The organism is Crossiella cryophila, assembly GCF_014204915.1.
Lineage (GTDB): Bacteria > Actinomycetota > Actinomycetes > Mycobacteriales > Pseudonocardiaceae > Crossiella > Crossiella cryophila.
Genome location: NZ_JACHMH010000001.1, coordinates 7,006,796 through 7,033,211 on the forward strand (window position 1 = coordinate 7,006,796; position 26,416 = coordinate 7,033,211).

At 71.7% G+C, this 26,416-nt stretch carries 26 protein-coding genes; 9 read left to right on the plus strand and 17 right to left on the minus strand.

The window, feature by feature from the left end; genetic code table 11:
* Positions 1 to 2 precede the first annotated feature (2 nt).
* Together HNR67_RS30520 and HNR67_RS30525 are read left to right on the plus strand one after the other, a co-directional pair.
* The gene (locus HNR67_RS30520; protein ID WP_185005626.1) at positions 3 to 1,658 is read left to right on the plus strand and encodes a methyltransferase; all 1,656 of its coding nucleotides are present in this window, start codon (positions 3 to 5) and stop codon (positions 1,656 to 1,658) included.
* Positions 1,659 to 1,812: 154 nt separating this feature from the next.
* Positions 1,813 to 3,588, plus strand: a complete 1,776-nt coding sequence (locus HNR67_RS30525) for a glycosyl hydrolase family 28-related protein (protein WP_185005627.1) — start codon at positions 1,813 to 1,815, stop codon at positions 3,586 to 3,588.
* 11 nt (positions 3,589 to 3,599) lie between these two features.
* Here HNR67_RS30525 and HNR67_RS30530 read toward each other — a convergent pair whose 3' ends face one another.
* On the minus strand, positions 3,600 to 4,079 hold the full coding sequence (locus HNR67_RS30530; protein ID WP_185005628.1) for a DinB family protein: 480 nt from the start codon (positions 4,077 to 4,079) through the stop codon (positions 3,600 to 3,602).
* A gap of 99 nt (positions 4,080 to 4,178) precedes the next feature.
* Between HNR67_RS30530 and HNR67_RS45910 the strand changes: the two genes are divergently transcribed.
* Positions 4,179 to 4,304 (plus strand): hypothetical protein, encoded by a 126-nt coding sequence (locus HNR67_RS45910; protein ID WP_281403261.1) that lies wholly within the window; start codon positions 4,179 to 4,181, stop codon positions 4,302 to 4,304.
* A gap of 7 nt (positions 4,305 to 4,311) precedes the next feature.
* On the opposite strand, the gene HNR67_RS30540 is transcribed toward HNR67_RS45910, so the two are convergent.
* Positions 4,312 to 4,740, minus strand: coding sequence for a hypothetical protein (locus tag HNR67_RS30540; RefSeq protein WP_185005629.1), 429 nt, complete (start codon positions 4,738 to 4,740; stop codon positions 4,312 to 4,314).
* Positions 4,741 to 4,874: 134 nt separating this feature from the next.
* On the opposite strand from HNR67_RS30540, the gene HNR67_RS30545 reads away from it, so the two are divergent.
* Both HNR67_RS30545 and HNR67_RS30550 read left to right on the plus strand, forming a co-directional pair.
* Entirely contained in the window at positions 4,875 to 5,456 is a 582-nt protein-coding gene (locus tag HNR67_RS30545; RefSeq protein ID WP_185005630.1) for an RNA polymerase sigma factor, read from the plus strand.
* Complete coding sequence (locus tag HNR67_RS30550; protein WP_185005631.1) at positions 5,456 to 5,992, plus strand: hypothetical protein; 537 nt, start codon at positions 5,456 to 5,458, stop codon at positions 5,990 to 5,992. The genes HNR67_RS30545 and HNR67_RS30550 overlap by 1 nt, the downstream gene beginning before the upstream one ends.
* Here the strand turns inward: HNR67_RS30550 and HNR67_RS30555 are convergent.
* A complete protein-coding gene (locus HNR67_RS30555) occupies positions 5,940 to 6,569 on the minus strand; it encodes a TetR/AcrR family transcriptional regulator (protein ID WP_221490110.1) in 630 nt (209 codons plus the stop codon). The genes HNR67_RS30550 and HNR67_RS30555 overlap by 53 nt on opposite strands.
* Before the next feature lie 46 nt (positions 6,570 to 6,615).
* On the opposite strand from HNR67_RS30555, the gene HNR67_RS30560 reads away from it, so the two are divergent.
* Positions 6,616 to 7,161 carry a GNAT family N-acetyltransferase gene (locus tag HNR67_RS30560; RefSeq protein ID WP_221490111.1) on the plus strand — a complete coding sequence of 182 codons (546 nt, stop codon included), beginning with the start codon at positions 6,616 to 6,618 and terminating at the stop codon, positions 7,159 to 7,161.
* Between the two features lie 7 nt (positions 7,162 to 7,168).
* On the opposite strand, the gene HNR67_RS30565 is transcribed toward HNR67_RS30560, so the two are convergent.
* Entirely contained in the window at positions 7,169 to 7,432 is a 264-nt protein-coding gene (locus HNR67_RS30565; protein ID WP_185005634.1) for a DUF1876 domain-containing protein, read from the minus strand.
* 180 nt (positions 7,433 to 7,612) lie between these two features.
* Between HNR67_RS30565 and HNR67_RS30570 the strand changes: the two genes are divergently transcribed.
* Entirely contained in the window at positions 7,613 to 8,728 is a 1,116-nt protein-coding gene (locus HNR67_RS30570; protein ID WP_185005635.1) for a hypothetical protein, read from the plus strand.
* 262 nt (positions 8,729 to 8,990) lie between these two features.
* Here HNR67_RS30570 and HNR67_RS30575 read toward each other — a convergent pair whose 3' ends face one another.
* From HNR67_RS30575 to HNR67_RS30590, 4 genes are all read right to left on the minus strand, one after another.
* Positions 8,991 to 10,013 (minus strand): alpha/beta fold hydrolase, encoded by a 1,023-nt coding sequence (locus HNR67_RS30575; protein WP_185005636.1) that lies wholly within the window; start codon positions 10,011 to 10,013, stop codon positions 8,991 to 8,993.
* Positions 9,979 to 11,271: an MFS transporter gene (locus HNR67_RS30580; RefSeq protein WP_185005637.1), complete on the minus strand. Its 1,293-nt coding sequence runs from the start codon at positions 11,269 to 11,271 to the stop codon at positions 9,979 to 9,981. The genes HNR67_RS30575 and HNR67_RS30580 overlap by 35 nt, the downstream gene beginning before the upstream one ends.
* Positions 11,268 to 12,038 (minus strand): creatininase family protein, encoded by a 771-nt coding sequence (locus HNR67_RS30585; protein WP_221490112.1) that lies wholly within the window; start codon positions 12,036 to 12,038, stop codon positions 11,268 to 11,270. The genes HNR67_RS30580 and HNR67_RS30585 overlap by 4 nt, the downstream gene beginning before the upstream one ends.
* 83 nt (positions 12,039 to 12,121) lie before the next feature.
* Positions 12,122 to 12,664, minus strand: a complete 543-nt coding sequence (locus HNR67_RS30590) for a YciI family protein (RefSeq protein WP_185011304.1) — start codon at positions 12,662 to 12,664, stop codon at positions 12,122 to 12,124.
* A 132-nt stretch (positions 12,665 to 12,796) separates the two neighbouring features.
* On the opposite strand from HNR67_RS30590, the gene HNR67_RS30595 reads away from it, so the two are divergent.
* Positions 12,797 to 13,987, plus strand: coding sequence for an epoxide hydrolase family protein (locus HNR67_RS30595; protein ID WP_221490113.1), 1,191 nt, complete (start codon positions 12,797 to 12,799; stop codon positions 13,985 to 13,987).
* 192 nt (positions 13,988 to 14,179) lie between these two features.
* Positions 14,180 to 16,879, plus strand: a complete 2,700-nt coding sequence (locus tag HNR67_RS30600; protein WP_185005639.1) for an ATP-binding protein — start codon at positions 14,180 to 14,182, stop codon at positions 16,877 to 16,879.
* Between the two features lie 42 nt (positions 16,880 to 16,921).
* On the opposite strand, the gene HNR67_RS30605 is transcribed toward HNR67_RS30600, so the two are convergent.
* From HNR67_RS30605 to HNR67_RS30645, 9 genes are all read right to left on the minus strand, one after another.
* Entirely contained in the window at positions 16,922 to 17,383 is a 462-nt protein-coding gene (locus HNR67_RS30605) for a cupin domain-containing protein (protein ID WP_185005640.1), read from the minus strand.
* 234 nt (positions 17,384 to 17,617) lie between these two features.
* Positions 17,618 to 18,322, minus strand: coding sequence for an alpha/beta fold hydrolase (locus tag HNR67_RS30610; protein WP_185005641.1), 705 nt, complete (start codon positions 18,320 to 18,322; stop codon positions 17,618 to 17,620).
* A gap of 141 nt (positions 18,323 to 18,463) precedes the next feature.
* Complete coding sequence (locus HNR67_RS30615; RefSeq protein WP_185005642.1) at positions 18,464 to 19,381, minus strand: zinc-binding dehydrogenase; 918 nt, start codon at positions 19,379 to 19,381, stop codon at positions 18,464 to 18,466.
* A gap of 66 nt (positions 19,382 to 19,447) precedes the next feature.
* A complete protein-coding gene (locus HNR67_RS30620; RefSeq protein WP_312988365.1) occupies positions 19,448 to 21,349 on the minus strand; it encodes an FAD-dependent oxidoreductase in 1,902 nt (633 codons plus the stop codon).
* 129 nt (positions 21,350 to 21,478) lie between these two features.
* Positions 21,479 to 22,534, minus strand: coding sequence for a hypothetical protein (locus HNR67_RS30625; protein WP_185005644.1), 1,056 nt, complete (start codon positions 22,532 to 22,534; stop codon positions 21,479 to 21,481).
* A gap of 11 nt (positions 22,535 to 22,545) precedes the next feature.
* Positions 22,546 to 23,235: a TIGR03943 family putative permease subunit gene (locus HNR67_RS30630; protein ID WP_312988367.1), complete on the minus strand. Its 690-nt coding sequence runs from the start codon at positions 23,233 to 23,235 to the stop codon at positions 22,546 to 22,548.
* A complete protein-coding gene (locus HNR67_RS30635; RefSeq protein ID WP_185005645.1) occupies positions 23,226 to 24,215 on the minus strand; it encodes a permease in 990 nt (329 codons plus the stop codon). Before HNR67_RS30635 ends, HNR67_RS30630 begins: the two co-directional genes overlap by 10 nt.
* Positions 24,212 to 25,174 (minus strand): TolB family protein, encoded by a 963-nt coding sequence (locus HNR67_RS30640; RefSeq protein WP_185005646.1) that lies wholly within the window; start codon positions 25,172 to 25,174, stop codon positions 24,212 to 24,214. Before HNR67_RS30640 ends, HNR67_RS30635 begins: the two co-directional genes overlap by 4 nt.
* On the minus strand, positions 25,171 to 26,388 hold the full coding sequence (locus HNR67_RS30645; RefSeq protein ID WP_185005647.1) for an MFS transporter: 1,218 nt from the start codon (positions 26,386 to 26,388) through the stop codon (positions 25,171 to 25,173). Before HNR67_RS30645 ends, HNR67_RS30640 begins: the two co-directional genes overlap by 4 nt.
* Positions 26,389 to 26,416 lie beyond the last annotated feature (28 nt).

Sequence of the window (26,416 nt, forward strand, 5' to 3'; positions counted from 1 at the left end):
CGATGACCTCGACCCTCACCCCCACCCTGGCCGGGCCGGATCTGGCCCGCCTGCGGGCGACGCTGGAACTGGTGCGTGCCAACGACACCGAGTCGGTGCTGGCCGCGGCGATGCCCTCGCTGCCGCCCGCCGAACGCGCCGCGCTGGCAGGGCGGACCCGGTTCGCGCACGCCGCCGTGCTGATCTTCCCCAACAGCCTGGACGGGCTGCGCGAACAGCTGGCCGCGCACGGCCTCGACGTCGGTGCGATGACCCCGAGCGTGGTGGTCCGCGACCGGCTCAGCCGCCGCTACGGGGTGCCCGCCGCCGAACTCCAGGTCGGCATCCTGCGCGCGCCGGTCACCGACGCCGCCGGGCAACCGCGTGAGCTGGAGATCTTCGCCATGGCCACCCCGCCGGAGCTGGCGCATCTGGCCGCGGACGAACGCCGCCACGGCCGGGAGAACCACGTCGCGCTGGCCGTGCCGGAGGCCGATCCGGTCATGCTCGCCGGGGTGCAGCGCACCACCGCCGCGCACCTGCGCCCCGACGGCGGCGGCTACAACCGGCACGAGAACTGCACGGTGCTCTACTTCCGGGACGCCCAGCACGCCAACCCGGCCTTCCACCGGCTGGAAATGATCTCCACCGGCGAGTTCCCGCCGCTGCTGGCCGCGCACCTGCGCGATTCCGCCCCCGGCCTCGGCCTGCTGCGCCTGCTCACCGGCGCCTGGGCCACCCAGGCGGTCGCCACCGCGGTCGAACTCCGGCTGCCCGACCACCTCGCCGACACCGCCGAGCTGCCCGCACTGGCCGCGGCCACCGGCACCCACCAGGACAGCCTCGGCAGGCTGCTGCGTTACCTGGCCACCCTCGACGTGGTGCGCGCCGTGCCGGCGGGCTACGCGCTGACCGAACTGGGCGAACTGCTGCGCACCGACGTCGACGGCTCGATGCACTCGCTGGCCCGGATGTACGGCGGGCCTTTCTACCGATCGTTCGGCGCGCTCACCGAGGCCGTGCGCACCGGCGAGGAGTCCTTCGCCAAGGTCTTCGGCGCACACCACTTCACCCACCTGGCAGGCGATCCCGAGCTGGCCGAGCTGTTCCACCAGTCGATGGCGGCCAGCAACGCGATGTTCAGCGAACTCACCCGCCTGGTCGACTTCGGCGCCGCGGGCACCGTGGTCGACATCGCCGGCGGCAACGGCGAACTGCTCGCCCGCGTGCTGACCGCCAACCCCACCGCCCGCGGCATCCTGTTCGACCTGCCCAGCGCCCTGGTCACCGCCGGTCCGACCCTGCAGCCGGTGGCCGAACGAGTCACCATGGTGCCCGGCGACTTCACCAGGACGGTGCCCGGCGGCGGCGACGTCTACCTGCTCTCCCGGGTGCTGCACGACTGGGACGACGCCCGCTGCCAGGACATCCTGGCCATCTGCGCGGCGGCCATGCCCGAGCACGCGGAGCTGATGATCATCGAACGGCTGCTGCCGGAGACCGGGCAGGCGGACTCGCTCGCGGTGCCGTGGGACATCCACATGCTGTGCAACGTGGGCGGCTGCGAACGCACCGAGGCGCACTACCGCGCGCTGCTGGCCACGGCCGGTTTCGAGCTGACCGGGACCACCCCGCTGCCGCTGGACGGCTTCCTGCTGCGCGCCCGCAAGGCGGGCTGAGCTTCGGCCGGGACAGCACGACCGCTACTCCATTCGTGTCGTGCTGTCCCGGCCGGACAGCCCTTTCGCGCAGAACCCCGCACCGGGTTCCGCCGCCGGGAGAACCTCCGATTACGTTGATCTCCGGACAGGCAGTCGCCGCAGGGCGGGACCGATGGGGGACAACACGATGGACCAGGCGCACGACCCGGCGAAGCGGTTCGACCGCAAGCGATTCCTGCGGATCGGCGGCATCGGGGCCGCGGCCTCGATCGTGGCCCCGGCGGCCACCGCGCACGCCGCACCGGCCGCGCCGGAGTCCACACTGGTCTTCAACGTCAAGGACTTCGGCGCCCGCGGTGACGGCAGCTTCGACGACACCCCCGGCATCGCCGCGGCGGTCAAGGCCGCGGCAGGCGGCGGCACCGTGTACTTCCCGCCGGGTGACTTCCAGGTCAAGGGCGAGATCCTCATCCAGGCCGACAACATCGTCCTGCGCGGCGCGGGCTGGGCCTCCCGGCTCACCCAGACCGACACCGGCGTCGCGGGCAAGGCCATCCTGCGTTTCGCCAACGCCACGGGCGTTGCGGTGCGTGAACTGAGTTTCACCGGGCGCGGCACCGAACACGTCGTCCTGGACGGGAACCGGAAGTACAACGGGGTGGCCGCGGTCCGCTTCGACAAATGCACGAACGTCACCGTGTCCGGCTGCCGGATCGCCAGGCACGCCGGCGGCGGCATCCGCTGGACCGGCTCGCTGCGCGGGGCCCTGTTCGCGGACAACACCATCACCGGCATCGGCATCGCCAACGGCAGCGATCCCGGCCCGATCGGGGCCAAGGACAACAACAACGACTTCGCCATCGGCCAGTGGGAGAGCAGCCCCAACGACAACATCGTCATCCGCGGCAACACCATCTCCGGCCACTGCTTCGGCATCGGCTCCGGTCACGGCAACGGCCTGGTGATCAGCGACAACGTCATCCACGACATCCCAGGCCAGCACGGCATGTACCTCTCGGCCCCCGGCGGCGCGCAGATCAGCGGCAACGTCATCCGGAAGGTGGCGCTCAACTGCGTCAACGTGCAGATCGCTTCCTCGGTCCAGGAGGACGTGTCCTCCCTGGTGGTCAGCGACAACGTGCTGTACGACGCCGCGGCGGGGGTCGTGCTCAACATCGCCAGCGAGGTGCCGAAGGCCGGGTTCCGGCAGCCGGTCATCGTGGGCAACTCGGTGCGCGCCGTGCGTGAGTACGGCATCGCGGTCAACCGCACCTGGAACGGCTCGATCATCGGCAACACCGTCTCCGGCACCGGCGCCTACGGCCTGCTGCTCAACGGTTTCAGCGGCACGGTGCGAGACAACACGGTGCAGAACACCAACTGGAACGGCCTGTACGTCGACCTGATCGGCGACACCTACTCCTCGGACAACGTGTTCACCGACTGCGCCATGAACACCACCAATGCCACGGCCGCGGACCGGCTGGCGTTCTACGTCAACGCGGTGAAGACCGACCCCGAAATCACCCCGCAACCGGTGCTGCACAGCGATTCCGACCTGCTGCACGCCGCGTCACCGGAACCGTCGACCCTGCGCAAGTGCCTGCACAGCAGCGCGGGCACCGGCGTGTTCCTGCGTGGCCTGGTCAACCGGACCAGCAAACCCTGGGAGTTCAAGGGCGAACTGCTGCACCTGGACTTCGCCTACTCGCGCACCGCCGACTTCAGCGACAGCGCGCACCTCTTCCCCAGCACCCCGGTCCACGGCCGTGGGCGGCGCGAGCTGTACGGCCTGCGGGACCCGAAGACCGCGGGCATGGCCGGGTCCTTCCAGCCCGGCGACACCTGCTGGCACGCCAGGCCCACCGCGGGCGGCACCCCCGGCTGGATCTGCGTCGCCGCGGGCGAGCCCGGCGAGTGGAAGGCCATGGCCCCGCTCGCGGTGTAGCGGCGCGGGACTCAGTCGGCGAGCAGCTGTTCGCGCAGGATGTCGGCGTGTCCACAGTGGTGCGCCAGCTCCCGCAACACCTGCAGGTAGACCCAGCGAAGCGTGCGCGGCCCGGTCCGGTGACCGGTCATGACGGTATCCAGCGGCAGGTCCGCGGTCACCGTCCGGGCCGTGGCGCACGCTTCCCGGTGGGCAGCGGTGACCGAGGCGATGGTGTCGGCGTCGGCGAGCCGGAAGGACTCCTCCGGGTTCGGCACCAGGCCCAGTTCCCGGCGGGACCGGCCGCCGACGCACTCCTCGAACCACACCCGCTGCATCCAGGTGACGTGCTTGAGCAGCCCGAGCACCGTGGTCGACGAGGAAACGAGCCGACGGCGGGCCTGTTCCTCGGTGAGTCCGTCCAGGGTCGCCTCGACGGCACCGCGGTACTCCTCGACGAACGCCGCCAGCTGGGTGCGTTCATCGGCCAGGGGCACGTCGAACGAACCCATCAGGACCTCCTCGGCTCGGGCACCGGGTCACGGTACCGGTCGCCAGCGGACTGTCGGACCCACGTGCGAGGCTGGCCGCACGAGCCAGGGCTACCTCCCATGGAGCACCACGCCGCCTCGCTGGAGCTGCCCGGGACCAAGGCGGCGATCGGCCGGGCCATGCCGTTGCCGACCGGCGAGTTCACCGGCCATGAACTGACCGTGGCCGGTGGTCTGGGCGTCTGAGCAGGCACTATCCGGCCGGGTCAACGGTGAGCAGATACCGGATGTGGCTGGTCTCCGGGGCCGGGACCGAGCGGCTCAGGTACCGCTCGTCCAGCGGCCGGATCAGCGCGCGCAGCTCACGGGCCGCCCTGGTCGGCAACACGTGCAGGGCCAGCAGCAACGCCTTGCGCCGCTCGACCGGATCGTCCCACTGGCAGCCAGGGCAGGGACAGTCCTCCGGCGCGTAGGTGGCCAGCGTGTGCCGGGTGCCGTGCACGAATCGGGACCAGCCGTCGAGTGCCTCGGCGATCGCACCCGGCTTGAGCCGGTCGCGTTCGAGTTCGGCGATCGCCCGCACAGTGCCCGCGGAAACCCCGGAGACCTGGGGGAACTTTCTTCCGAGCTGCCACCACGGTCGCGGGTGGGCGCGGAGCTGACCGGGGCGCCTACGCGGCATGGCCCTTTCGGATCGTCATGGCCGTCATCCTGCCACGAAGCTCGCGAAACCGGGAAGCCGTGGTCAGGAAAGCCGTAATCTCGGCCCGGCGGCGGCCGCGTAACGGGATTCCGGCTGGGCCGCAACTAGTGAACGTGAGCGAAACCATGGTCGAAGCACAACCGCCGCCCGGGACGCGACCGGCCGTCGCGAGCGGGCAGGCGAGTGCGTTCGAGACGATCTACCGGGCGAACTTCGCCGTGGTGACCGCGTTCTTCGCGCGGCGCACCACCGATCCGCAGACCGTCGCCGACCTCACGTCGGAGACCTTCGTGCAGGCGATCACCTCCTTCCGCACCTTCGACCCGGCCAGGGGCACCGCCCGCGGCTGGTTGCTGGGCATCGGACGGCACGTTTTCGCCCAGCACTGCCAACGACACAGCCGGGGCGCCGAGGTCACCGCCCGGCTGGCCGGTCACCGCCCGATCGACGTGGACGAGGCAGCCGAACTGGTGCTGCGCATCGACGCCGAACGCGCGGGCCGGGTCCTGCTCGACGGCCTGGCTTCTCTGTCCACTGTGGACCGAGAGGTGATCGAGCTGGTGGACATCGCGAGCCTGAGCCCCAAGGAGGCGGCGGTGGCCCTGGGAGTGTCCTCCGGCGCACTGCGGATCAGGTTGTTCCGGGCCCGCGCCAGGCTGCGCGGACTCGCCGAGACGTCAAGGGGTGAAAGCTGATGGGCACGTTCGAGGAACGGCTGCTGGGCAACCTGATGGCCGAACACGGGGCCGAGCTGGCCGAGGGGCCCGCACCCCGTCGACGCCGGGGTGTCCGTCCACTGTGGATCGCGGGGGCGGCGGCCGCGGTCGCCGGGCTGGTGTTCGCCGGGGTGTCGGTGCTGGGCGAGGGCCCGCCCGCCTTCGCGGTGACCAAGGACAACGACGGCAAGGTCACCATCACCATCAAGGAGTTCGGCGCGATCGACGCGCTGAACAAGGAGCTGGGCCGGATGGGCGTGCCGATGCGTGCCCTGCCGGTGACCAAGGACTGCAAGGACCGCATCGACCCCGCCCAGCAGGTCCCGGACATCCTCCGCTTCGGAATCGGGCCCAAGGTGAAGGAGGTCTCCTTCCACACCAATGAGGTCAAACCGGGCGCCACCCTGCTGATCGGCGTGAGCAAGCCGCTGCACGGCGGCGGCACCGAGCCCACCTGGACCCTCACCTTCCAGGTGCGCGGGCCGATCCCGGGCTGCCTGCTCTCCCCGGCCTGATCGACTCCAGAAACCCGTCCAGCAGGGCCAGTTGCCGCTCCGGCGGGAATCGGTCCGGGTCGAACAACGCCTGCACCACCAGTCCATGCGCGAACCCACCAGCGGTGGCGGCGAGATCCCCGGTGTCCGCGGACCCGGGGATCTCGCCCAGCTCCCGCGCGTCCTCGACATGCCCGCGCAACCGGCCCCGCCACCGCTCGTACCGGGCCCGCTGACTCGCCCCCAGCTCGGCGTCCCCCAGCGCGGCGTCCCAGAAACTGATCCAGACCCGGCTCATCACCACCATCTCCGGGGCCAGCGGCAGCACATCGGCCAGCGCCGCGCGCAACGCGGCCAGTCCCGGCGCCGCCCGCGGCTGCCGGACCCGGCCGGAGGTGCGCAGTTCCGCGATCTCGTAGGCGTACCGGACCAGCTCCCGCTTGCTGCGGAAGTAGTGCGTCAGCAACCCGGTGGACGCGCCAAGCTCAGCCGCCACCGCCCGCATGGTCAGCCCGCCGAAACCCTGTGCGGCCAGCACCCGCCACACCGCCTCGGAGACCTCCGCGCGTCTCGCCTCGTGGTCTCCTCTGGCCGGCATGCTGCTACGGTACACAACAAACGTTCTGCACCGAAACGGGGACCCATTGCTGACCCGCACCCTGACCGAGAACGCCGAACTGGCCGCGCTGGAACCCTGGCGGGCCAACGAATTCGCCAACCACGTCGACGCCGCCCGCGCGCACCTCGCGCCCTGGCTGCCCTGGGCGCTGACCGTGGTGGACACCGAGACCGCCGCCATGTTCCTGCAGCGCTACGCCGACGAACAGGCCAGGGGCAACGGCCGGATCCTGGGCATCTGGCTGGGCGGGAAACTCGTCGGCGGCACCCTGTTCCGGGTGTGGGACAGCCGGACCGGGGTGTGCGAGATCGGGGTCTGGCTGGCGCCGGAGGCGGTCGGGCGCGGGCTGGTGACCACGGCGGTCGGCGTGATGCTGGACTGGGCGTTCGGGGTGCGCGGGATGTCCAGGGTGGAGTGGCGGACCGTGCCGGACAACGCGCGCAGCATCGCCACCGCGGAGCGCCTGGGGTTCACCAGGGAGGGCGTGCTGCGTCAGTCCTTCCCGCACCGAGGGGTGCGGCAGGACGTGGAGGTGTTCTCGCTGCTGGCGAGTGAGTGGAAGCCGTCCTGAGCTGCGGCTACACGCTCAGGCGGGCCGGGCTGTGGGTGCGTTCCTCGATCCGCCGGGCCGCCGCGTCCACCAGTTCGTGCGACAGGTTGGACAGTGCCCTGGCCGCGGCGATCTCCTCGCCGACGCAGGCGTCCGGGGTGTCGGCGGGGTTGCGGCGGGCGTAGCCGTGGCCGCGCACGTCCGGGGCGCCGGAGCCGGTGAGGGTGGCGGTGGCCATGGTCCGGGTGCCGTCCTCGTCGAACCGCAGTTCGATCATCCAACGGTTTTCCATCGTGCTCACCTCGTTCGCGCTGCACGCGCGTGTTCGGTCACGGACTGAGCATCGTCTCGCCGCCTGCCGGGCCCGGCAACCGGGATGCCACGCCACGACCGGGTGGTTCCGACGCCTGGGCGGCCGGTTCTCCCTGATCGGCGGCAGTGCCGGGCCGTGCGCAGGCCCAAGACTGGATGGATGGACAGCTCGCCAGCGGAGGGCCACCCGCCCGTCGCCGTCTTCCGGGACCCCACCACGCCCGCCGCGCCGCCCCGGTTCGCCACCGGGGTGCACGATCACGCCCAGCTCGCCGCCAGCGCGCTCGCCGAGGTGGCCACGCACGCGCCGGAACCCTTACGCGGCAACGGGATCCGCCGGGCCATGGCGGCCACCGCGGACCTGGTCGCCGCGGTGTCCGGGCGAGTGGTGCACCTACCCGGCGAGACCCTGCCGACCCACTCACCCAGCGAGTCCTACTTCCGGGTGCGGGAGACCGTGCTCCCCGCCGAACAGGCCGCCCTGCACGGGGTCCTGGTGGTGTTGCGCGGCCTGGCCGACCTCGCGACGGCCCCGGTCTCCGGCGCGGACCTGGCCCTGGAACTGGCCGGGATGCGCCAGGCCCTGCTCGACCTGCTCGCCACACCCGCACCCGCGGCGGCGACCGCGCAGGAGCACCTCCCGGCGCCGGAACCGGTGCGATCGGCGGATCCGCACGGGGAGTGGCGCGCGCGGTGGATCATCGGGCACCAGGTGCACGTGCTGTTCAACGTGGGCGCGGCGGCCGCGGTGTTCGAGGCGGCCAGGCAGTTGCGGCGGGACGATCCGGCCGCGGCGGTGGCGGCGATGCGGCGAGCGGTGATCCAGGTGCGCGGGTTCCCGGCGGCGATGGCGCACGCCTGCGCGATGCCTGCCGAGCACTACCAGCGGGTGCTGCGGCCGACCATGGCGCCGCCCGCGGAGCCGAAGCCGTTGAGCGGTCGCATGCACCGCGGGTACAAGTTCTTCCGCACGGCCATCCGGGAACTGCTCACCGAACTACCCGAGCCCTACAACGAACTGCACGCCCGCACCCCCGGGCTGGCCATCGCCAGGGACGATCTCCTGGAGGCCGACCTGATCGACGCCGAACGGCACGCCACCCTGGCCTACTCGATGGTCTTCCTGCGGCACTCGATCGCCCAGCACCAGGACGGACCGGCCAACGCGGTGGCCGAGCTGCGGCAGATCCGGCACCGCCGGGCGGCGGCGTACGCGCCGCTGACCCGCTTCGGCGACCGGTACACCGCCGCCGCGGTCGCCGCGCTGCGCGACTGAGCACTGTGGACGGTCCGGGACCGCGATCCCGGACCGTCCAACGGGTTACCGGCCCACCGGCCGGAGCTGGTACAGCCAGCGGCCCGGCACCGACATCCGGTACCGCCCGGCCGGGCCGGTCAGCGTCGCCACGCCGGTGGCCGCAGCGCGCGGAAGGAGGCGTCCACCTGGGCGGCCGAGCCGTTCAGCCGCAGTTCCTCCGAGCCGTACAGCCGCCAGTCCCCCGGCCAGCTCCTCACCGGCCGAGGGCGAGCCGCGCCGATTACGGCGCCAGGAACGTGCTCAGCGCCGCCAGCACCTCCGCGGGCGCCTCCTCGGTGATCCAATGCCCGCACCGCGGAATCACCACACTGCGCACATCGTCCGCCGCCAGTCGCATGGTGTTCGCGATCCCCTCCCCCGCGCTCTCCCCGCCGCCGATGGCCAGCACCGGCAGGGTCAGCCGCGTTGCCTTGCGCCGTTCGTTCTGCGCGATGGTGGCCTCCAGCGCCCGGTACCACTCGAAGCTGCCACGCAACGCCTCGCCGTCCCTGGCCAGGGTGTTGATGTAGTGCCGGACCGCGTACTCGGGCAGTGGGCGGTAGGCCGAGGCGGCGAACTTGGCGCCGAAGTAGATCTGTTCGCGGCCCTGGACCAGACGTTCGTTGACCTCGCCGCCCAGGCGGTTGAAACCGAAGTGCCACAGGCGTTCGTTGGCCTTGGAGGTGCCCAGCAGCGGCGGGGACTGGGTCAGGCCGGGGATGATGGCCTCGGCCACGGCCAGGCGCTCGACCCGGTCGGGGTGGTCGGCGGCCAGGGCGTAGCTGATCGGCATGCCGGTGTCGTGGCCCACCAACGCGAAACGCGGGTGGCCGAGCTTGCTCATCAGCGCGACCAGGTCGGCGGCCAGGGTGCCGGTGTCGTAGCCGGTGCGGGGTTTGCCGGTCAGGCCGCAGCCGCGCTGGTCGACCGCGATCACCCGGAAGTCCTTGGCCAGCGCGGGCATCAGCAGGCGCCAGGTGTACCAGGTCTGCGGCCAGCCGTGCAGCAGGAGCAGTGGCGGGCCCTCGCCGCCGATGACCGCGTGCTGACGCAGGTCGCCGGTGTCGATGTAGTGACTGGTGAAGGTCTTGGTGAAACCGCGGGGCAGGTTCGGGGCCTGGGACACGGAACCATGGCCGGACGGCGCGCGACCGGATGGGGTGGCCGAAGCCGTTGGGGCGGTGGACAATCCGAACAGCAGCGCACCGGCGCCCGCGGCGCGGATCGCGTTACGCCGGGAGATCCCGGTGGGCTCGGCGGACATGGTGATCACCTTTCGTAGCAACGGTGGTGTCCCGGACCAGGACAAGGGTGAGCGCGGCGCCGAGCAGGGCGATCGCGCCGCCGAGCACGAACGCGGCGGTGAAGCTGCCGGTGATCTCGACGATCCAGCCGGTGGCGATGGGCGCCAGGATCCCGGCCGCGGCCGAGCACATCTGGACCAGCCCGGCCATCCGCCCGGTGTAGTGCGGCGGCACGATGGCCACGATCACCGCCAGGTACTGGTAGCTGGCCAGCAGGAAGAAGGTGGCCACGCACACCAGCAGCAGCGCGAGATCCGGCGAGTCGACGAACGGGGACGGGGCGAAACACACCGCCACCGCGGTCAGGCAGCCCACGATCATCCACTTGCGCGGGGTGACGAAGCTGCCGAACCGCCTGATCAGCCGGTCGGCCACCACCCCACCGGCGACCAGGCCGACGGTGGCGGTGATCCACGGGTAGGTGGCGATCGCGCCGAGGTCGGCCTTGGCCACCCCGCGCGCCTCCACCAGGTAGGTGGGGTACCAGGTGAGGAACATGAACAGCACCCAGGAGTAGGCGAAGAAGGCGATCGCCAGCGCCACCACCCGCCGATCCCTGGCCAGCGACCGGAACCCGGTGGCGGCACTGTCCACAGTGGGCGGTGCGTGGTCGGCCCGGATGTAGGCGAGTTCGGCGGCGTCCACGCCGGGGTGGTCCTCGGGCCTGTCCCGGCCGACCAGCCACCAGATCCCGCACCACAGCACGCCGATCAGACCCAGCAGCACGAACGCGGGCCGCCAGCCCAGGGTGCTGCTGATCCACACGATCAGCGGGGTGGCCAGGATCGGACCGATGGTGGTGCCGGCCTGGGCGGTGTTGAGCATGGTGGATGCCTGCCGGGCCGGGAACCAGTTCGCGGTGAGCTTGGCGCTGATCGGGCCCTGCGGGGCCTCGCCGATGCCGAAGAGCAGGCGGGCGAAGATGAACGTGGTGACGTCCCAGGCCGCGGCGGTGAGCGGGATGGTCAGCGACCAGCCGAGCATGCAGGCCAGGTAGGCCCGGCGCACGCCGAAGCGGTCCACCAGGAACCCGCCGATCAGCGCGAAGGGCGTGTAGGTCCAGAAGAACGAGCTGAGGATGATCCCCCAGACCACCGGCGAGAAGTGGTACTCGGCCAGGATGAACGGCGCGGCCACCGAGAGCGCGACCCGGTCGCCGAAGTTGATGATCGCCGCGGTGAAGTTGGCCGCCCACACCCGGTAGCGGATCCGGGTCACGGCCGCGCCCACTCGTCGCCGAGCAGCAACTCGCACAACGCGGTGGCACTGGCCGCGAGCAGGCGTTCGCCCTTGACCGGGGTGGCTCCGCGTGCGTCACCGGCCACGCCGGAGGCGGTGAAGTCCTTGAAGGACACCGCGAAATAGGCGGGGGCGGTGGACTCGGCCGGCAGCGTGATCGGCGGGCCGACCGCGGCGGGCAGGTGTTGGGCGCGCACCAGTTCCGGCCAGGCCGCCATGATCATCGAGGTTTCGCCCTCGCAGGCGTGCATCAGGCCGGGCTGGGCCTCCAGGGTGTCCTGGATTTCCTCACGGGCCAGGGTGAAGTAGTTGGTCAGGCCGATCCGGGCCGGCAGTTCCGCGGTCAGTTCGGTGACCAGCGCGTGCAGGGCGGTCATGTTGCCGCCGTGACCGTTGACGACCAGGATCCGGCGGAACCCGGCCCGCAGCAACGATTTGCACAGGTCCCGGAGCAGGGCGTGCAGGGTCGGCAGGGACAGGGTGAGGGTGCCGCCGAAGGCCATGTGGTGCTCGGCCAGGCCGAACGGGATCGACGGGGCGAGCACCACCGGCGCGCGCCCGGCCAGTTCCCTGACCGCGCGGGCACACACCTCGGTGGCCAGGAAGTCGTCCACGCCGGTGGGCAGGTGCGGGCCGTGCTGCTCGGTGGAGCCGATGGGCAGCAACACCACCGCTCCGGCGGCGGCGAGCGCGTTCAGTTCGGCCGCGGTCAGGCGGTTCCAGCGGGTTTCGATCACCTCGGGCACGGCGCCGAACCTAGGTCGGCCGGGGTGGTTCGCGCGCCCGTCGGATGACGCCATCCGACTACGTCACCCGGGATCCCCGCTGGTCAGGAAGGTCGGCCGCCGAACTGCCAGCGGTGCACCTCGATCGCGGCGTAGCGGTCAGGGGTCAGCACGGCCCGCGCCGCGGCCGGGTCGGCGGCCACCAGCAGCGCCGCCGTGCCCAGCCAGGTGACGCCGTCGTCGGCGAGCAGTGGGCCAAAGGCGATCAGCCCGTCCAGATCCGGCACCGCGAGGTCGGCGGGTTCGCCCTCGCCGAGGCCGAGCACCAGGTAGCGGTCGCCGCCGGTGCGGCCGCCGGGGAACTCCCACATCGTGCGGCCCAGCGCGTTCTGCCAGCGGCGCAGCAGCACATCCCGGTAGGCCCCGGCCTGGTAGCCGGGCTCGTCGAAGGCGAAGGCGCGGGCGGCGGCCTGATCAGGCAGGTCCAGGATGTGCAGGCTGCCGGTGGCGATCTCGCCGTCCAGGGTCGGGCCGCGGGCGATCATCCGCTCGGCGAAACCGTCCATATAGGACCAGTGCGCTTCCAGCAGCGCCATCCGCAGCGGCATCGAGCCGGGCCGGTCACGGTGGTAGCAGAGGAACTCCATCCACCCAGTCTTGTCGATCACGCGCCGCCGCACCGGTTACTCCGGCGACTAAGTCACCTGACGGATTCCGGCTGCGCCATCCCGGTCAGCACCATGAGTGAGCAATCAGGAACTCACCGTGAGGAGATCGACATGTCCGACGCGCACACCCCAGCGATCCGGCCGTTCACCGTCGACATCCCCGAGGCCGACCTGCAGGACCTGCGGGCGCGGATCACCGCCACCCGCTGGCCGGACCGGGAGACGGTCCCTGACCAGTCCCAGGGCGTGCAGCTGGCCACCATCCAGGAACTCGCCCGGTACTGGGTGCAGGAGTACGACTGGCGGGCCTGTGAGGCGCGACTGAACGCCTACCCGCAGTTCATCACCGAGATCGACGGCCTGGACATCCACTTCACGCACGTGCGCTCCAAGCACGAGAACGCGCTGCCGATGATCATCACGCACGGCTGGCCGGGTTCGGTGATCGAGCAGTTGAAGCTGGTCGAACCGCTGACCAACCCCACCGCGCACGGCGGCAGGGCCGAGGACGCCTTCCACCTGATCATCCCGTCCATGCCCGGCTACGGCTTCTCCGGCAGGCCGGCCGGCACCGGCTGGGGCCCGGACCGGATCGCCAGTGCCTGGGCCGAGTTGATGACCCGCCTTGGCTACACCCGCTACGTCGCGCAGGGCGGGGACTGGGGCGCCATCGTCACCGACCTGATGGCGGTGCAGCAGGCGCCGGGGCTGATCGGGTTGCACACCAACATGGCCGGGGTGGTCCCGGCGGAGATCGACCGGGCGATCCAGATCGGCAGCCCGCTTCCGGCGGGCCTGTCCGAGGAGGAGAAGGCCACCTGCGAGCAGCTGGATTACGTCTATCACAAGCACATCGGCTACGCGCAGCTGATGGGCACCCGGCCGCAGACGCTGGCCGCCGTGGCCGACTCACCGGTCGGGCTGGCCACCATCATGATCGACCACGACACGCCGAGCATGGCGCTGATCACCCGGTCCTTCGCCGGGCAGCCGGAGGGCCTGACCCGCGACGACGTGCTGGACAACATCACGCTGTTCTGGCTGACCAACACCGGGGTGTCCTCCTTCCGGCTGTACTGGGAGAACAAGTTCGCCTTCTTCGGCGTCAAGGGCGTCACCCTGCCGGTGGCGGTGAGCGTGTTCCCGGACGAGCTGTACCAGGCCCCGCACACCTGGGCCAAGGACGCCTACCCCGGCCTCATCCACTACAACCGGCTGCCCAAGGGCGGGCACTTCGCCGCCTGGGAGCAGCCGGAACTGCTCGTCGAGGAGCTGCGCACCGGCCTGCGCTCGCTGCGCTGACCAGGGCTGAGGCTGTCAAGTAATTCTTGCGGTCTCCTTACCGAACGGTCGGTCGGCGCCGGGAAAATCGCACCTCACCCGGCGTCGACCGGATCGTGGCAGGTCACGGCACCCCCGCTGATCCGGTGTTTGGGTCGATACTGGGGGCAGCCTGCCCGCCGGCAGGGTCACCTGCCGCGAGGAGGAGCCGCGTTGTCCCTGATCGGACGGCAAGCAGAACTCGAACACCTGGCCGGGTTGATCGAGGACATCCAGCACCGCGGTGGGGCCCTGCTGCTCTCCGGCGCGCCCGGTGCCGGGAAAACGGCTCTGCTGGCCGAGGTCAGGACGCACTGCGCGAGCGCGGGGGTTCGGGTGCTGGCCGCGAACGGGGTGCAGTCCGAACAGCAGGTGCCCTTCGCCGGGCTGCACCAGGTGCTCTACCCCGTCCGCACCGGACTGAACGGGCTGCCCGCGGGTCAGCGGGCCGCCCTCGGTACCGCGCTGGGCCTGGCCGACGGTGCGGCGCCGGAGGTGTGCCTGGTCGGGCTGGCGGTGGTGAACCTGCTGGCCGAGACCGCCACCACCGCACCCCTGGCGGTGCTGCTGGACGACGTGCAGTGGCTGGACCAGGCCAGTCAGGAGGTGCTGAGCTTCGTGGCCCGGCGGCTGTGCTCCGAACCCGCGGTGCTGATCGCCACCCACCGCGCGGGCGAGCCGTCCGCGCTCACCAGCGCGGGCCTGCCCGAACGCGTCCTGGACCGGCTGTCGGCCGAGGCCGCCGCCGCACTGCTCGACCGCGTGGCCCCCGGCCTGCCCGCACCGGCCCGCGCCCGAGTGCTCGACCAGGCCGAGGGAAACCCGCTCGCCCTCACCGAACTCCCTTCCACCGCAACGGAATCCAGCCCACTGGCGCTGACCCCGCGACTGGAACAGGCCTTCGCCGCCCGTGCGGACGCCCTGCCCGCCGCCACCCGGCACTGCCTGCTGATCGCGGCCCTGCACGAACACGGCGCACTGGCCGAGATCCTGGCCGCCGCCGGTCTCCAGCCAGAGGCGGGTGTGGCTGCCCTGCGCCCCGCGGTCACGGCCGGACTGATCACGCTCGACTCCGAGGTGATCGAGTTCCGCCATCCACTGGTCCGCTCGGCCATCGCCCAGTCCGCCGAACTAGGCTCGCGGCAGGCCGCGCACCTGGCCCTGGCCGAGGTGCTCTCCGGCCAGCCGGACCGGCGGGCCTGGCACCGGGCCGCGGCCACCCTGGGCCCGGACGAGCAGGTGGCCGCCGACCTGGAGGCCACCGCGGACCGGGCCCAGCGCCGCGGCGGCGTGGCGGCCGCGATCAGTGCGCTGGAACGCGCCGCGCACCTGAGCGCGGACCCGGCGGACCGGGTGCGGCGACTGTTGCGGGCGGGCGAACTCGCGGTCGACTCCGGCCACCGGGACACCGTGGACCGCGTGCTGGCCGAGCTGCGCGCACTGCCGCTGACCGCCCGGCAACGATCACTGGCCGCCTGGCTGCCCAGTGCCTTCGACGACGGGGTCAGCGAGGGCGCCGCCGGTCCCGGCGAACTGCTCACCCTGGTCGAACAGGTGCTCGCCGACGGCGACCTGGACCTGGCGATGCGGATCTTCTGGGGCACCGCGATGCGCTGCTTCTGGGTCGAGCCGGGCAGCGCGGTGCGCGCGCGGATCATCGCGGTGGCCGACCGGCTGCCGCTCCCGGCGCACGATCCGCTGCTGGTGGCGATCACCGCCTACGTGGCCCCGATCGACCGCGGCGATGTGGTGGTCGCGCGGCTGCGCGAATTGGCGGCCGAGGGCAGCGGCGACCCCATCGCCTACCGATACCTGAGCAGCGCGGCCCTGCAGGTGGGCGCGCTGACCGAGTCCGCCCGGTTCTCCGCCGCGGCGCAACCGGGTCTGCGGTCCGAGGGCAAACTCGCCCTGGTCGCCAGGGCGCTCGCGGTGCAGGCGTGGAGCTGCGTGCGGCTGGGCGACCTGCTCACCGCCGCCCCCGCCGCCGAGGAGGCCGCCCAGCTCGCCAGGGAAACCCGGCAGCCCTACATGTACGGCCTGGCCCGCGCGGTACAGGCGGAGATCAGCGCACTGCGCGGCGAGTACGAACAGGCGGAAACCCTTGCCGCGGAAGCAGAACAGGTCGGCCTGGCGGCCGCGGCCCGCCCGGTGCTGGCCAAGGTCCAGCTGGCCAGGGGCATCGCCGCCCTGGGCGCGGGCCGGTACGCCGACGCCTTCCTCGCCCTGCGCCGCGTGCACGATCCCGCCGACCCCGCCTACCAACTGGCCCTGCGCTGCTACCTGTTGCCCGAGCTGGCCGAAGCGGGCCTGCGCTGCGACCAGGCCGACGAGGTACGCAAGATCGTCGCCGACCTGGAGGCGGCCGCCCTGTCCACCTCCTCCCCCGCCCTCACCATCGGCCTGCGCTACGCCAGAGCCGTACTCGCCACCGACGACCGCGCCGAAAGCCTGTTCCGCACCGCACTGGAAGCAGACCTGACCCGCTGGCCATTGGAACGCGGCAGGCTCCAACTCGCCTTCGGCGAATGGCTACGCCGCCAGCGCCGCCCAGCCGACTCCCGCCCCTACCTGCGCGCGGCCCGCGAAACCTTCGACGCCCTCGGCATGCCCGGCTGGAGCGAACGCGCCCGCCGAGACCTGCGCGCCACCGGCGAGGCCAGCCCCGAACACCGCGAGGACGCCTACCACGACCTCACCGCACACGAACTCAACATCGCCCGCCTGGCCGCCGAGGGCCTGACCAACCGGGAAATCGGCGAACGCCTGTACCTGTCCCACCGAACGGTGAGCACCCACCTGCACCGGATCTTCCCCAAACTCGGCATCACCTCACGCACCGAACTGGGCGCGGCCCTCCAGCCCACCCCGGCCTGAACCGGCCGGACCACGTCGCGGGACGGGTCCGGCCGCGAGCCGTCAGTGCATGTGCACCAACGGTTTGCCCTCTTCGATCAGGTAGCTGGAGAGCATCTTGGTGCGCACCTTGCCGACGTTGCGGGCGTTGTGCACCACATTCGGCGGAATGTTGAACGGCTCCCCGGAGCGCAACCGCAACGCGGGCCGATCATCGAACTCGATCGAGACGTCACCCTGGATGATGTAGCCGATCTCCGGCCCGGGGTGGGAATGCCGACCGGACTCCTTGCCCTCGGGGATCTCCACCAGCGTCTGCACGATCTCCCAACCCTTTGCGGGGGAAGGGAAGCGCTGGAGTTCGGCCCGGGTTACGCCGTCGGTGGGGCCTGCGCCGATCGGGGCGGAAGTGCTGCTGCTGGAGGGAATCGGGTCACTGGTGGCGGTGCCCAGGGCACAGGCGGCGGCCAGGATCACGGTGAAGGCGGCGATGGAGCCGCGCAGGATGTGACGGCGGAGCGGCATGGGATGTCCTTGGGTGGGGGCGGGTGTCGGGGCCAGTGTTGTCGGCGGTTGTGGATGATTTGTTGTCAGGAGGTTCAGTCGGGGATGGGGTGGATTGGGTTGGCACTCAAGGAGGTGTCGGTGCGGAGGGCTGGTGTCCGGCGGGCCGCACACAGCAGCCAGTGCCGGCACACCCACCACCGTCACGGGTGGTGGTGGCCGGCACTCGGCGGCTGATCCCGGCAGTGCCTGCGCTCAGGCGGAGGCGGCCGCCACGATGAGATCCGCGACCACACCCGGCTGCGAAACCGCCACCGCGTGCGAGGCGTCGACCCGGCGCACCGTCGACCCCGCCCGCTCCGCCATGAACTCCTGCGCCGCGGCCGGAATCGCGTTGTCCCCCTTGGCGACCAGCGCCCACGACGGCAACTTGCGCCACCCGGGAGCCCCACCAAAAGGCGCCGCCAAGGCCTGTTCGGCGACTGGCCGCTGGGTAACCGCCAGGATCGCCGCGGTGGCCGCGTCGACGTCGCCTGCGAAGACCTCGGCGAAGTCGCCGGGCTTGATCGACAGCTTGGCGGCGCCCTGGTGGACGAGTGCGTTGGTGGTGTCCGGGCCGAGTTTGCCGCCTGCGAAGCGGCCGGAGAGGTCGAAGACGCTCTCGCCCTCGTCCGGCTGGAAGGCGGCGATGTAGACCAGGGCTTGCACGTTCGGGGTTTCGGTGGCGGCGCGGGTGATCAGCACGCCGCCGTAGGAGTGGCCGACCAGGACCACTGGGCCGGGGACGTTGTTGACCACTTCGGCGACGTAGGCCGCGTCGGATTCCACGCCGCGCAGCGGGTTGGCCACCGCCAGCACCGGGAAGCCCTGTTCCCGCAGCTTGGGGATCACTCCGGTCCAGCTGGACGAGTCGGCGAAGGCGCCGTGGACCAGGACCACCGTGGGCTTGTTGTCGCTCATGACCACTCCCTTGTAGAGAACGAACGTTCTGTCTCCTCAGAGACTAGGGAGCGGACTGAGGCCCGACAAGGTGACGAGCGCTACCTTGCAGAACGACTGTTCTTTCTTTAGGGTGGCGCGCCGGGTTGGCCGGCCGTGGGGCTAGTCGGTGTGGAGGACGATCTTGCCGCCGACCTGGCGGGTGAGCAGGGCGTTGATTGCCTCGGCGATGTGCCGCCAGGAGTGTTCGAGTTCGATCTGGCAGTCGAGCTTGCCCGCCGCGACCAGGGTGCTGAGGCGGATGAGGTCGCTGGTGCCGCTGTCGTGGGCGGCGGTCTCGTCGAAGCTGGTGAAGGTGTGGATCCGGGCGCCTGCCGAGCGGGTGAAGCGGGACATCCGGAAGCTGACCGACTCGGCTGGGTCCAGGGTCGCGATGTTGACCAGGATGCCGCGTTTGGCCAGGTGTTCGATGGCCGTGCCCAGGGTGGGGCCACCGACGCCTTCGATGATCAGGTCGAAGTCCCCGGTCAGCTCGGTCACCACCGCGCTCGCGCCCAGGCGCCTGAGCAACGGCTCGGCGGCGGGGTCGCGGACCAGGGCGGTGACGTGCGCGCCGCTGAGGCCGGCCAGTTGTACTGCCAGGCGGCCGACTCCCCCGGTGGCGCCGGTGATCAGGACCCGCTTGGCCAGCAGCAGGCCGCCGATCTCCAGCGCGCGCAACGCGGTCACGCCCGCGGTGGGCAGGGTGGATGCCTGGGCGTAGGAGACGGTGTCGGGGATCGCGGTGAGTCTGTTGGTGGGGATCGCCGCGAGTTCCGCCCAGGCGCCGACCCGGACCAGGCCGACCACCCGGGTTCCGGCCGCGGGGCCGCTGCCGTCCGCGGCGGGCTGTTCCACCACGCCTGCCGCATCCCAGCCGGTGACCGAACCTACCGGGCGGTTGGGCAGGCCGAGGACCTCGCCGCGGTTGAGCGAGAACGCCCTGACCCGGACGAGCGCCTGGTCCGGCAAGGGCGTGGGGTCCGCGACGGTGGTCAGTGCGACGTACGGGGCGACCGGCACAACGGCCAACGCGAGCATGCCGCGGACCTTAGCCGGACAACGGCCCGGCCCGGCGGGGTGCGCACAGGCCGGGCCGCCGCGCGGCTAGGCGCCGTCGGGCACCGGGGCGATCGGGCGGGCGCCGGACTCGCGTTTCACCCCGGACAGGGTGGAGGAGCCGAGGGCGCTTTCCAGTTGCTCCCAGCGGGTCACCAGATCGGACATCATCAGCATCAGCACGTCGGGGAAGGCGTAGAGGAAGATCTGGTAGCGGTAGTGGTCGAGGTAGAACATCACCACCTGCTCGCTGACCGCGGTGACCGAGGTGGTACGGGCGTTGAAGAACAGGTCGTAGTGGCCGAGCAGGGCTCCTCGACCCATCACCGCGCTTTCGTAGATGCCGCCGAAATCGACCTCGACCTCGCCGCCGGCGACCAGGTAGACGCCGTGTGCCTCCTCGTCCTCCCGGCAGATGACATCGCCCGCGACGAAGGGGATCTCGTCGAACATCGAGGCCAGGGTTTCCACCTCGGCGTCGACCAGGGCCTCGAACAGGTGCACGCCGTAGGGGTCGACGCTGTTGCGCAGGCAGGTCACCCGGTCCTGGAGTTCGCGGTCGGTGATGTGGGTCATCCGCATCCGCGCGAACCGTTTCATCCGGTCGATATCGCGGGCCTGCCGACGGGAGGTGCCGGTGCTCGGCGGGGTGTACAGGCTGGAATCCCCGCTGATCCGGGCGGCTTCCCGGCGGCCGGATTCATACGCGCTGTGCACGCAGCCCCAGTGATAGGAATTGGTGCCCTCACCGGCGAAGAACAATTGGTCGCCGACCGGTTCGGCGAGGGTGCCCATGTCCTTGGGCGAGGCGCCGACGCCAACGCAGGTGTAGGCGCCCCTGGCGAAGGGATCGCTGGACCAGCCGGTGCGGGAGACGTGTCCGGGCGCGGGGGCGTTGGCGCCGAAGATGTCCCGGACGATGGTGGTGCCGTAGTCGGCGACCTGCTCCTCGGACCAGGTTTCCATTTCCCGGCCGAGGGACGCGCCGAGCAGTAGCACCAGAATGGGTTTGCCGTGGGATTTCCACATGCTGATGACCACGGTGGGATAGCGATCGGTATCGCGGCACAGGTAACCGAAGACGTACTGCTCCTGCGGCCAGAACGCCTCGTCGAAATGCAGGGCGATCTTGTTCAGGGTGCCGAAGCCGAGCCGGGCGATGGCCGACTGCTTGGGCTCGGGCAGCGGCGGGTCGAAGGTCACCGTGGCGGCCTTGAGCACCCCCAGCGGCAGGGTGATGAGCACCTTGTCCGCGCTGAACTCGCCTTGGTCGGTGCTCACCCGCACCGGCTCGCCCTCGGCCGCGCTGATCCGGCGCACGACGTGGCCCAGCCGGACGTCGAGTCCCTCGGCGAGCGCGTTGACCACCGACTGGTAGCCCTGGTGCAGGATGCTGTCGCCGTAGCCGTAGACCAGGTAGCCGTCCTCCCAGAACTTGAAGGAGAGTTTCCCGGCGTCCTCGGCCACGTCCTCGCGCAGGATCACGTTGAGGTGGTAGCGGACCGCCTGTTCGTCCTCGGGCGCGAGTTGCCGTTCGGCGAGGATCCGCGCGAGGGCTTCGCCGAGCGGGAGGTCAGGGTGGTCTTTCTTGCGCGCGATTTCCGCGCGTTGTTCCAGTTCGTGCAGCACGCCGTCAGCCAGTTTCAAGGTGTGGCTTTTCCGGCTGTGATTGGCCCTGTTGTGGTCGGCGCCGTACAGGTCGAGATTGTCGAAACCACCGGTGTAGGAGCTGTCGCCGCCGATATAGCTGTACGGGATGCCCAGCTTTTCCACCAGCTCGGTGATCGGGTTTCCCTCGGTGCCGTGAATCCAGTGTGCGCCCAGGTCAACGCCGTCCTGGTCGGTCCAGATCCGGCCGCCGACGCGGTCGCGCGCCTCCAGGATGGTAACTGGGTAACCTAATTCGTGTAACGATTTCGCGGCAGTCAGCCCGGCGATCCCGGCGCCCACCACCAGCACACTCGGTAAAGATTCCGCAACATCTGACTGAGGTGGGCCATTCCCCGTGTTTTCAGGCATCGACAGATTATCGGTCCACTGACGTGTCTCCCGATATTCCCGGATCAATGCGATCGGATCTCATTTCACACTGCGCAGGTCGAGGGCGTGCCAGGTCAGCTCGGCGTTGTCACCGGTGGACCACCACAGCAGGTGGCCGCGGGCCTGCACGGTGCCAGGGTCGGCGGCGAGCACCGCGAGCCGGCGGCTGTGCAGGTCGTGCAGGGCGAGTTCGTCGCCGGCGCCGGTGTCCGCGCGCAGCGGCACGAACCGGTCCAGCAGGGTGACATCGGTGATCGCCGGGCGGTACTGCCCGATCCGGTGCCGGTCCCGGCCGTCCGGTCGTTTCATCTCCAGCCGCGCGGTGCCGCCCTGGCGGAGCACCTGGATCCGGCACCAGGCCGGGGTGCAGGCGAGCAGTTCGGCGCCCTCGGCCGGGACCCGGACCGTGTGCCGGGTGTCCAGGTCGATCAGGTCGGTCGGGCCGGGTTGTTCGATGGCCGCGTTCACCACCCACGGCCAGCTGTGCAGCGCGTACCGGCCGGGCAGGGTGATCGTGCCGACCGGCCCGCCGGTCAGCGGCACCGAGCGGATCTCCGTGCTGTGCGGGGAGATCGTCGCCCAGCTCACCTGTCCATTGTGGACGACCAGGTCGTGCTGGGAGTCCGAGTCCAGCAACGCGCCCAGCCGATCGGTCAGCTGCCGGGGCTGCTCACCGCGTGGGCCCGAGCGCCAGAGCGAGCCGACACCCGGGTCGGTCGCGGAGGTCTCCGCCCACACCAGTTCCCCGGCGGTCCCGGTCAGGCCGACGATCTCCGGGGACCCGGCCGCGGGCAGCTCGCGGATGGTGTGCGGTGGGCCGGATTCCGGGCGCAGCACCAGCTTCAGCCCGTCCGCGTCGGGTGAGCGGGCCAGTCCCACCGAGGTGGCCGGGTCCAGGTAGAGCAGCGGGGTGTAGATCGCGCCGTCGGCCAGGTTGCCGCCGCTGGTGCTGATCCTGGCCTCGGGCCAGGCCGCGGTCAGCGCGGGCACGGCGGCCTCGGCCGGGCGCCGTGATTCGGGCAGCAGCACCAGCGCGCAGACCGCCACCAGTGCCAGGGCCAGGCCGGTGGTGGTGCAGTCCCGCGGTCCGCGCATCGGCTGTCCCCTCATTCGTAGGCGTTGGGCGGGGCGGGCACCTGGCGCGCCGACTCGATGTGCAGGAACGGGATGGTCTGCCCGTTGACCTCGTCGGTGGCCGTCTCCGGCAGCCGGGTCCCGGTGACCTCCAGCCAGGTGTCCGGCGGCAGCGCGGGCACCCGGCCGCGCAGACCGATCTTGACCGGGCGGGCGTCGGAGGCGCAGCAGGTCAGCATCATCCGCACCAGCAACGGTTCGCCTGCCGGGCCGGTGGCCAGGAACCCGGTCAGCCGCACCCGCCTGCCGTGCAGCGAGCCGCCCTGGTCGAACACGGCGCGGGCGGCGTAGTCGAGCATGGTCACCGGCACCGGATCGCCATCGGGCAACGCCGGGAAGTCCGCCGCGGACCGGCCGTCGATGGCGGTGCCCGCCTGGTTCACCGCGCCCGAGCCCAGCGGTGGCGGCGCGAGCACCAGCAGCACCAGCGCGGGCAGGGCGAGCAGCCAGGCCACCCGGTGCCCATGCCCGTGCTCGTGCTCGTGCTCCCGGTGCCGCCAGGTGGCCACCGCGGTGACCAGCAGGAGCAGCCCAGCGGCGAGCAGGAACGGCCGCAGCCCCTCCTTCACGTAGCGCAGGTACTGGTCGGTGACGCCGATCCGCAGCACGGCCACGCCGAGCAGCACCAGGATCAGCGACTGCGCGGTCCGGTTCACGGCCACCCCCACACCAGCGCACCGGTGCCGGCCGCGACCAGCACGGCCACCACGAAGGTCGCCGGGGCGAACCGGATGGCGAAGGAGCGGCCGAAGGTGCCGGTCTGCATGGCGAACAGCTTCAGGTCGACCATCGGCCCGACCACCAGGAAGGCCAGCCTCGCGGTGAGCGAGAACTGGGTGAGCGAGGCGGCCACGAACGCGTCGGCCTCCGAACACATCGACAGCAGCACCGCCAGCACGCCGAGGGCGAGCACCGAGAGCACCGGCTGATCCGCCACCGCCTGCGTCCACCGCGCGGGCACCAGCACGTTGAGCGTGGCCGCCAGCGCCCCGCCCAGCACCAGGAATCCGCCCGCCGGCAGCAGATCGTGCCGGGCGGAGGCCCAGAACGCGGGCCACCGGGCCAGTCCGGTCAGCTCCGGCCGCCGCGGCAGTTTGATCCACTCGGTCCGGCCCAGCCGCAACCACAGCCAGCCCATCAGCACCGCCACCACCAGGCTGGCCACGCCGCGGGCCAGCACCATCAGCGGCTCGGCGGGGAAGGCGACCGCGGTCGCGATGAGCACCACCGGGTTGATCGCGGGTGCGGAGAGCAGGAAGGCCAGTGCCGCCGCCGGGGTCACCCCGCGCCGCACCAGCGCGCCCGCCACCGGCACCGAACCGCACTCACAGCCCGGCAGCACCACTCCGGCCGCCGCGGCCGCGGGCACCGCCAGCGCCGGGTGGCCGGGCAGGGCTCTGGCGAAGAACCCGGCCGGCACGAACACCGTGATCGCCGCGGACAGCAGCACGCCCAGGACCAGGAAGGGCACCGCCTGCAGCACGATCGAGACGAACATGGTCAGCCAGGTCCGCACCTCCGGCTGGTCCAGCAGCCCGGCCAGTTCGCCGCGGGAAAGCAGGGCCAGCAACAGGATCGCGGCCAGGACCTCCACCGAACCCAGCCGGCGCGGCCGGGCGGGCAGGGTCGCGGCGGGCTTCACGAGGCCGCCTTCGCCAGTGCGGCGGGTGAGGAGCCGGACCGCAGCGCGCGGGGTGCCCCGCTGCCGTCGGCTGGCACCGCGTGCAGGGTCGGCCTGCCGTCGGTGGAGCGGGCGTAGCCGATGGTGCCCGCGTCCAGCCAGGCCGGTTGGTCGTCCACGTTCGCGGTCTCGGCCAGTGCGGTCTCCACGCCGGTGGCCAGGCCGAGCACGTGCAGCCGCCACTGCTCGCCCACCCGCTTCTTGTAGGCGAGCCGGGTGCCGTCCGGGCTGAGCGAGGGGCATTCGGCGTTGTCCCGCACCGATTCCAGCCGCTTGGTGCGCAGATCGCCGCGCATCAGCCAGGTGCGGCCGCCGGAGGCCATGGTGGCGTAGAAGGTGCGATCGTCCGCGGCGAAGGTGATGCCCCAGAAGTTGCGGTCCGCCGCGTCCAGCACCTTTCCGTCCACAGTGGACTCGAACTCCTCCAGTGAGTCGTAGTGCTCGCCGGTGCCGAGGTTGTGCACGCCCGCGGTGGTGGAGAAGCCGCCGCCGAACAGGTAGGCGTCGCCGGAGCGGAAGACCGTCCAGGCGACCAGCTTGCCGGAGGCGGAGACCCTGGTGCGGCTGGGTGTGCCCCACACCCGCAGCACCTTCCGCTCGGTCAGTTCCGCGTCGTAGACCGCGATCTCGTGGCCGCCGGGGATGGCCGCCGGGCGCAGGCAGGCCAGGGTGCCACCGGCGGCGTAGGCCCGCTGGCAGGCCGGGCCGATGCCGAGCACCTCCCCCGGCGCGGCCGCGGCGACCTGGCGCACCCGGCCGTCCCGGTCGTCGACGTAGAGCACGCTGCCCGCCCGGCCCAGGTCCAGCGGCGGCCCCTCCGAGCCGGGCGCCGAGGCGACCTGCCAGCCCGCGTAACCCAGGCCACCGGCCAGGGTGAGCGTGATCAGCACCGCGCCGAATGCCTTGCCCCGCGCGGTCATGCCGGCCTGCCCAGCCGGGCGCCGATCGCGATCGCGGCGCCGAGCAGCACGGCCAGTCCGGCGAACGCGGTGGGCACGGTGGTGAACTGCAGGGCCGCGCCCACCGCGACCGCGCCTGCCGCGCGGGCCAGCGCCTGCGCGGTCTGCACCGCGGCCAGGCCGGTGGAGCGCAGCGCGGTGGGGAACATCGGGCTGACGTAGGCCATCAGCACCCCGTCGGTGGCCGCGTAGAACAACCCGTGCAGGCCCAGTGCGAGCGCGGCGCCCACCCAGCCGGTCGCGGCGAAACCGACCAGCAGGTAGGCGAGCAGCAGCAGCCCGTGCCCGGCCAGGAACACCCGCCACCGGCCGAGCCGGTCGGCGAGCCTGCCCACCGGGGCGGCGGCGAGCAGGAAGGTGAGCGCGGTGCCCAGCGGCAGCAGCGGCAGCACCCCGGCGGGCAGTCCGGCGCGTTGCTGGACGGCCACGTAGAGCACCATGTCGCCGATGGTCACCAGCCCGAGCAGGGCGGCGACCAGGCAGGCCCGGCGCACCCCTGGCGCGGTCAGGGTGGCCAGTGCGACCCGGGGCGCGACCCTGGCCCTCGGTGGTGGTGGCGCGGTCGGCGTGGGCACGAAGAAGACCAGGACCAGCACGCCGGTCAGGCCGAGGGCGAAGCTGACCGCGAACACCGCGTGGTACCCGGCGGCCAGCGCGATCAGCCCGGTGGCGACCAGCGGTCCGAGCAGCGCGCCGGTGGTGTCCATGGCCCGGTGCACGCCGAAGGCACGGCCCAGGGTGTCCGCCGGGGTGGCCAGGGTGATCATCGCGTCCCTCGGGCCGGTGCGGATGCCCTTGCCCGCCCGGTCGGCGGCGATGGCCAGGCTGATCCCGGGCAGCCAGCCACCGGCGGCCGGCAGGCCGAGTTTGGCCAGCGCGGACAGTCCGTAGCCCGCGACGGCCACGGCTTTCGGCTTGCCCAGCCGGTCGGCGAGGTAGCCACCGGCCAGCCGCAGCACCGCGGTGGCCCCGGCGTAGAGCCCCTCGATCGCGCCCAGGTGCAGGAATCCGACGCCGACGCCGTACATCAGGTAGAGCGGGAGCACCGCGGTGATCATCTCGGCGGAGATGTCGGTGATCAGGCTGACCAGCCCGAGACCGACCACGGTGGACGGCACCGCGCCGGGGGCCCTGGCCGGGCCGGTCGCGGCACCGCGAATGATGGACAGGTACATGTGCGTGAACTCCGTTCCACGGCCGGCC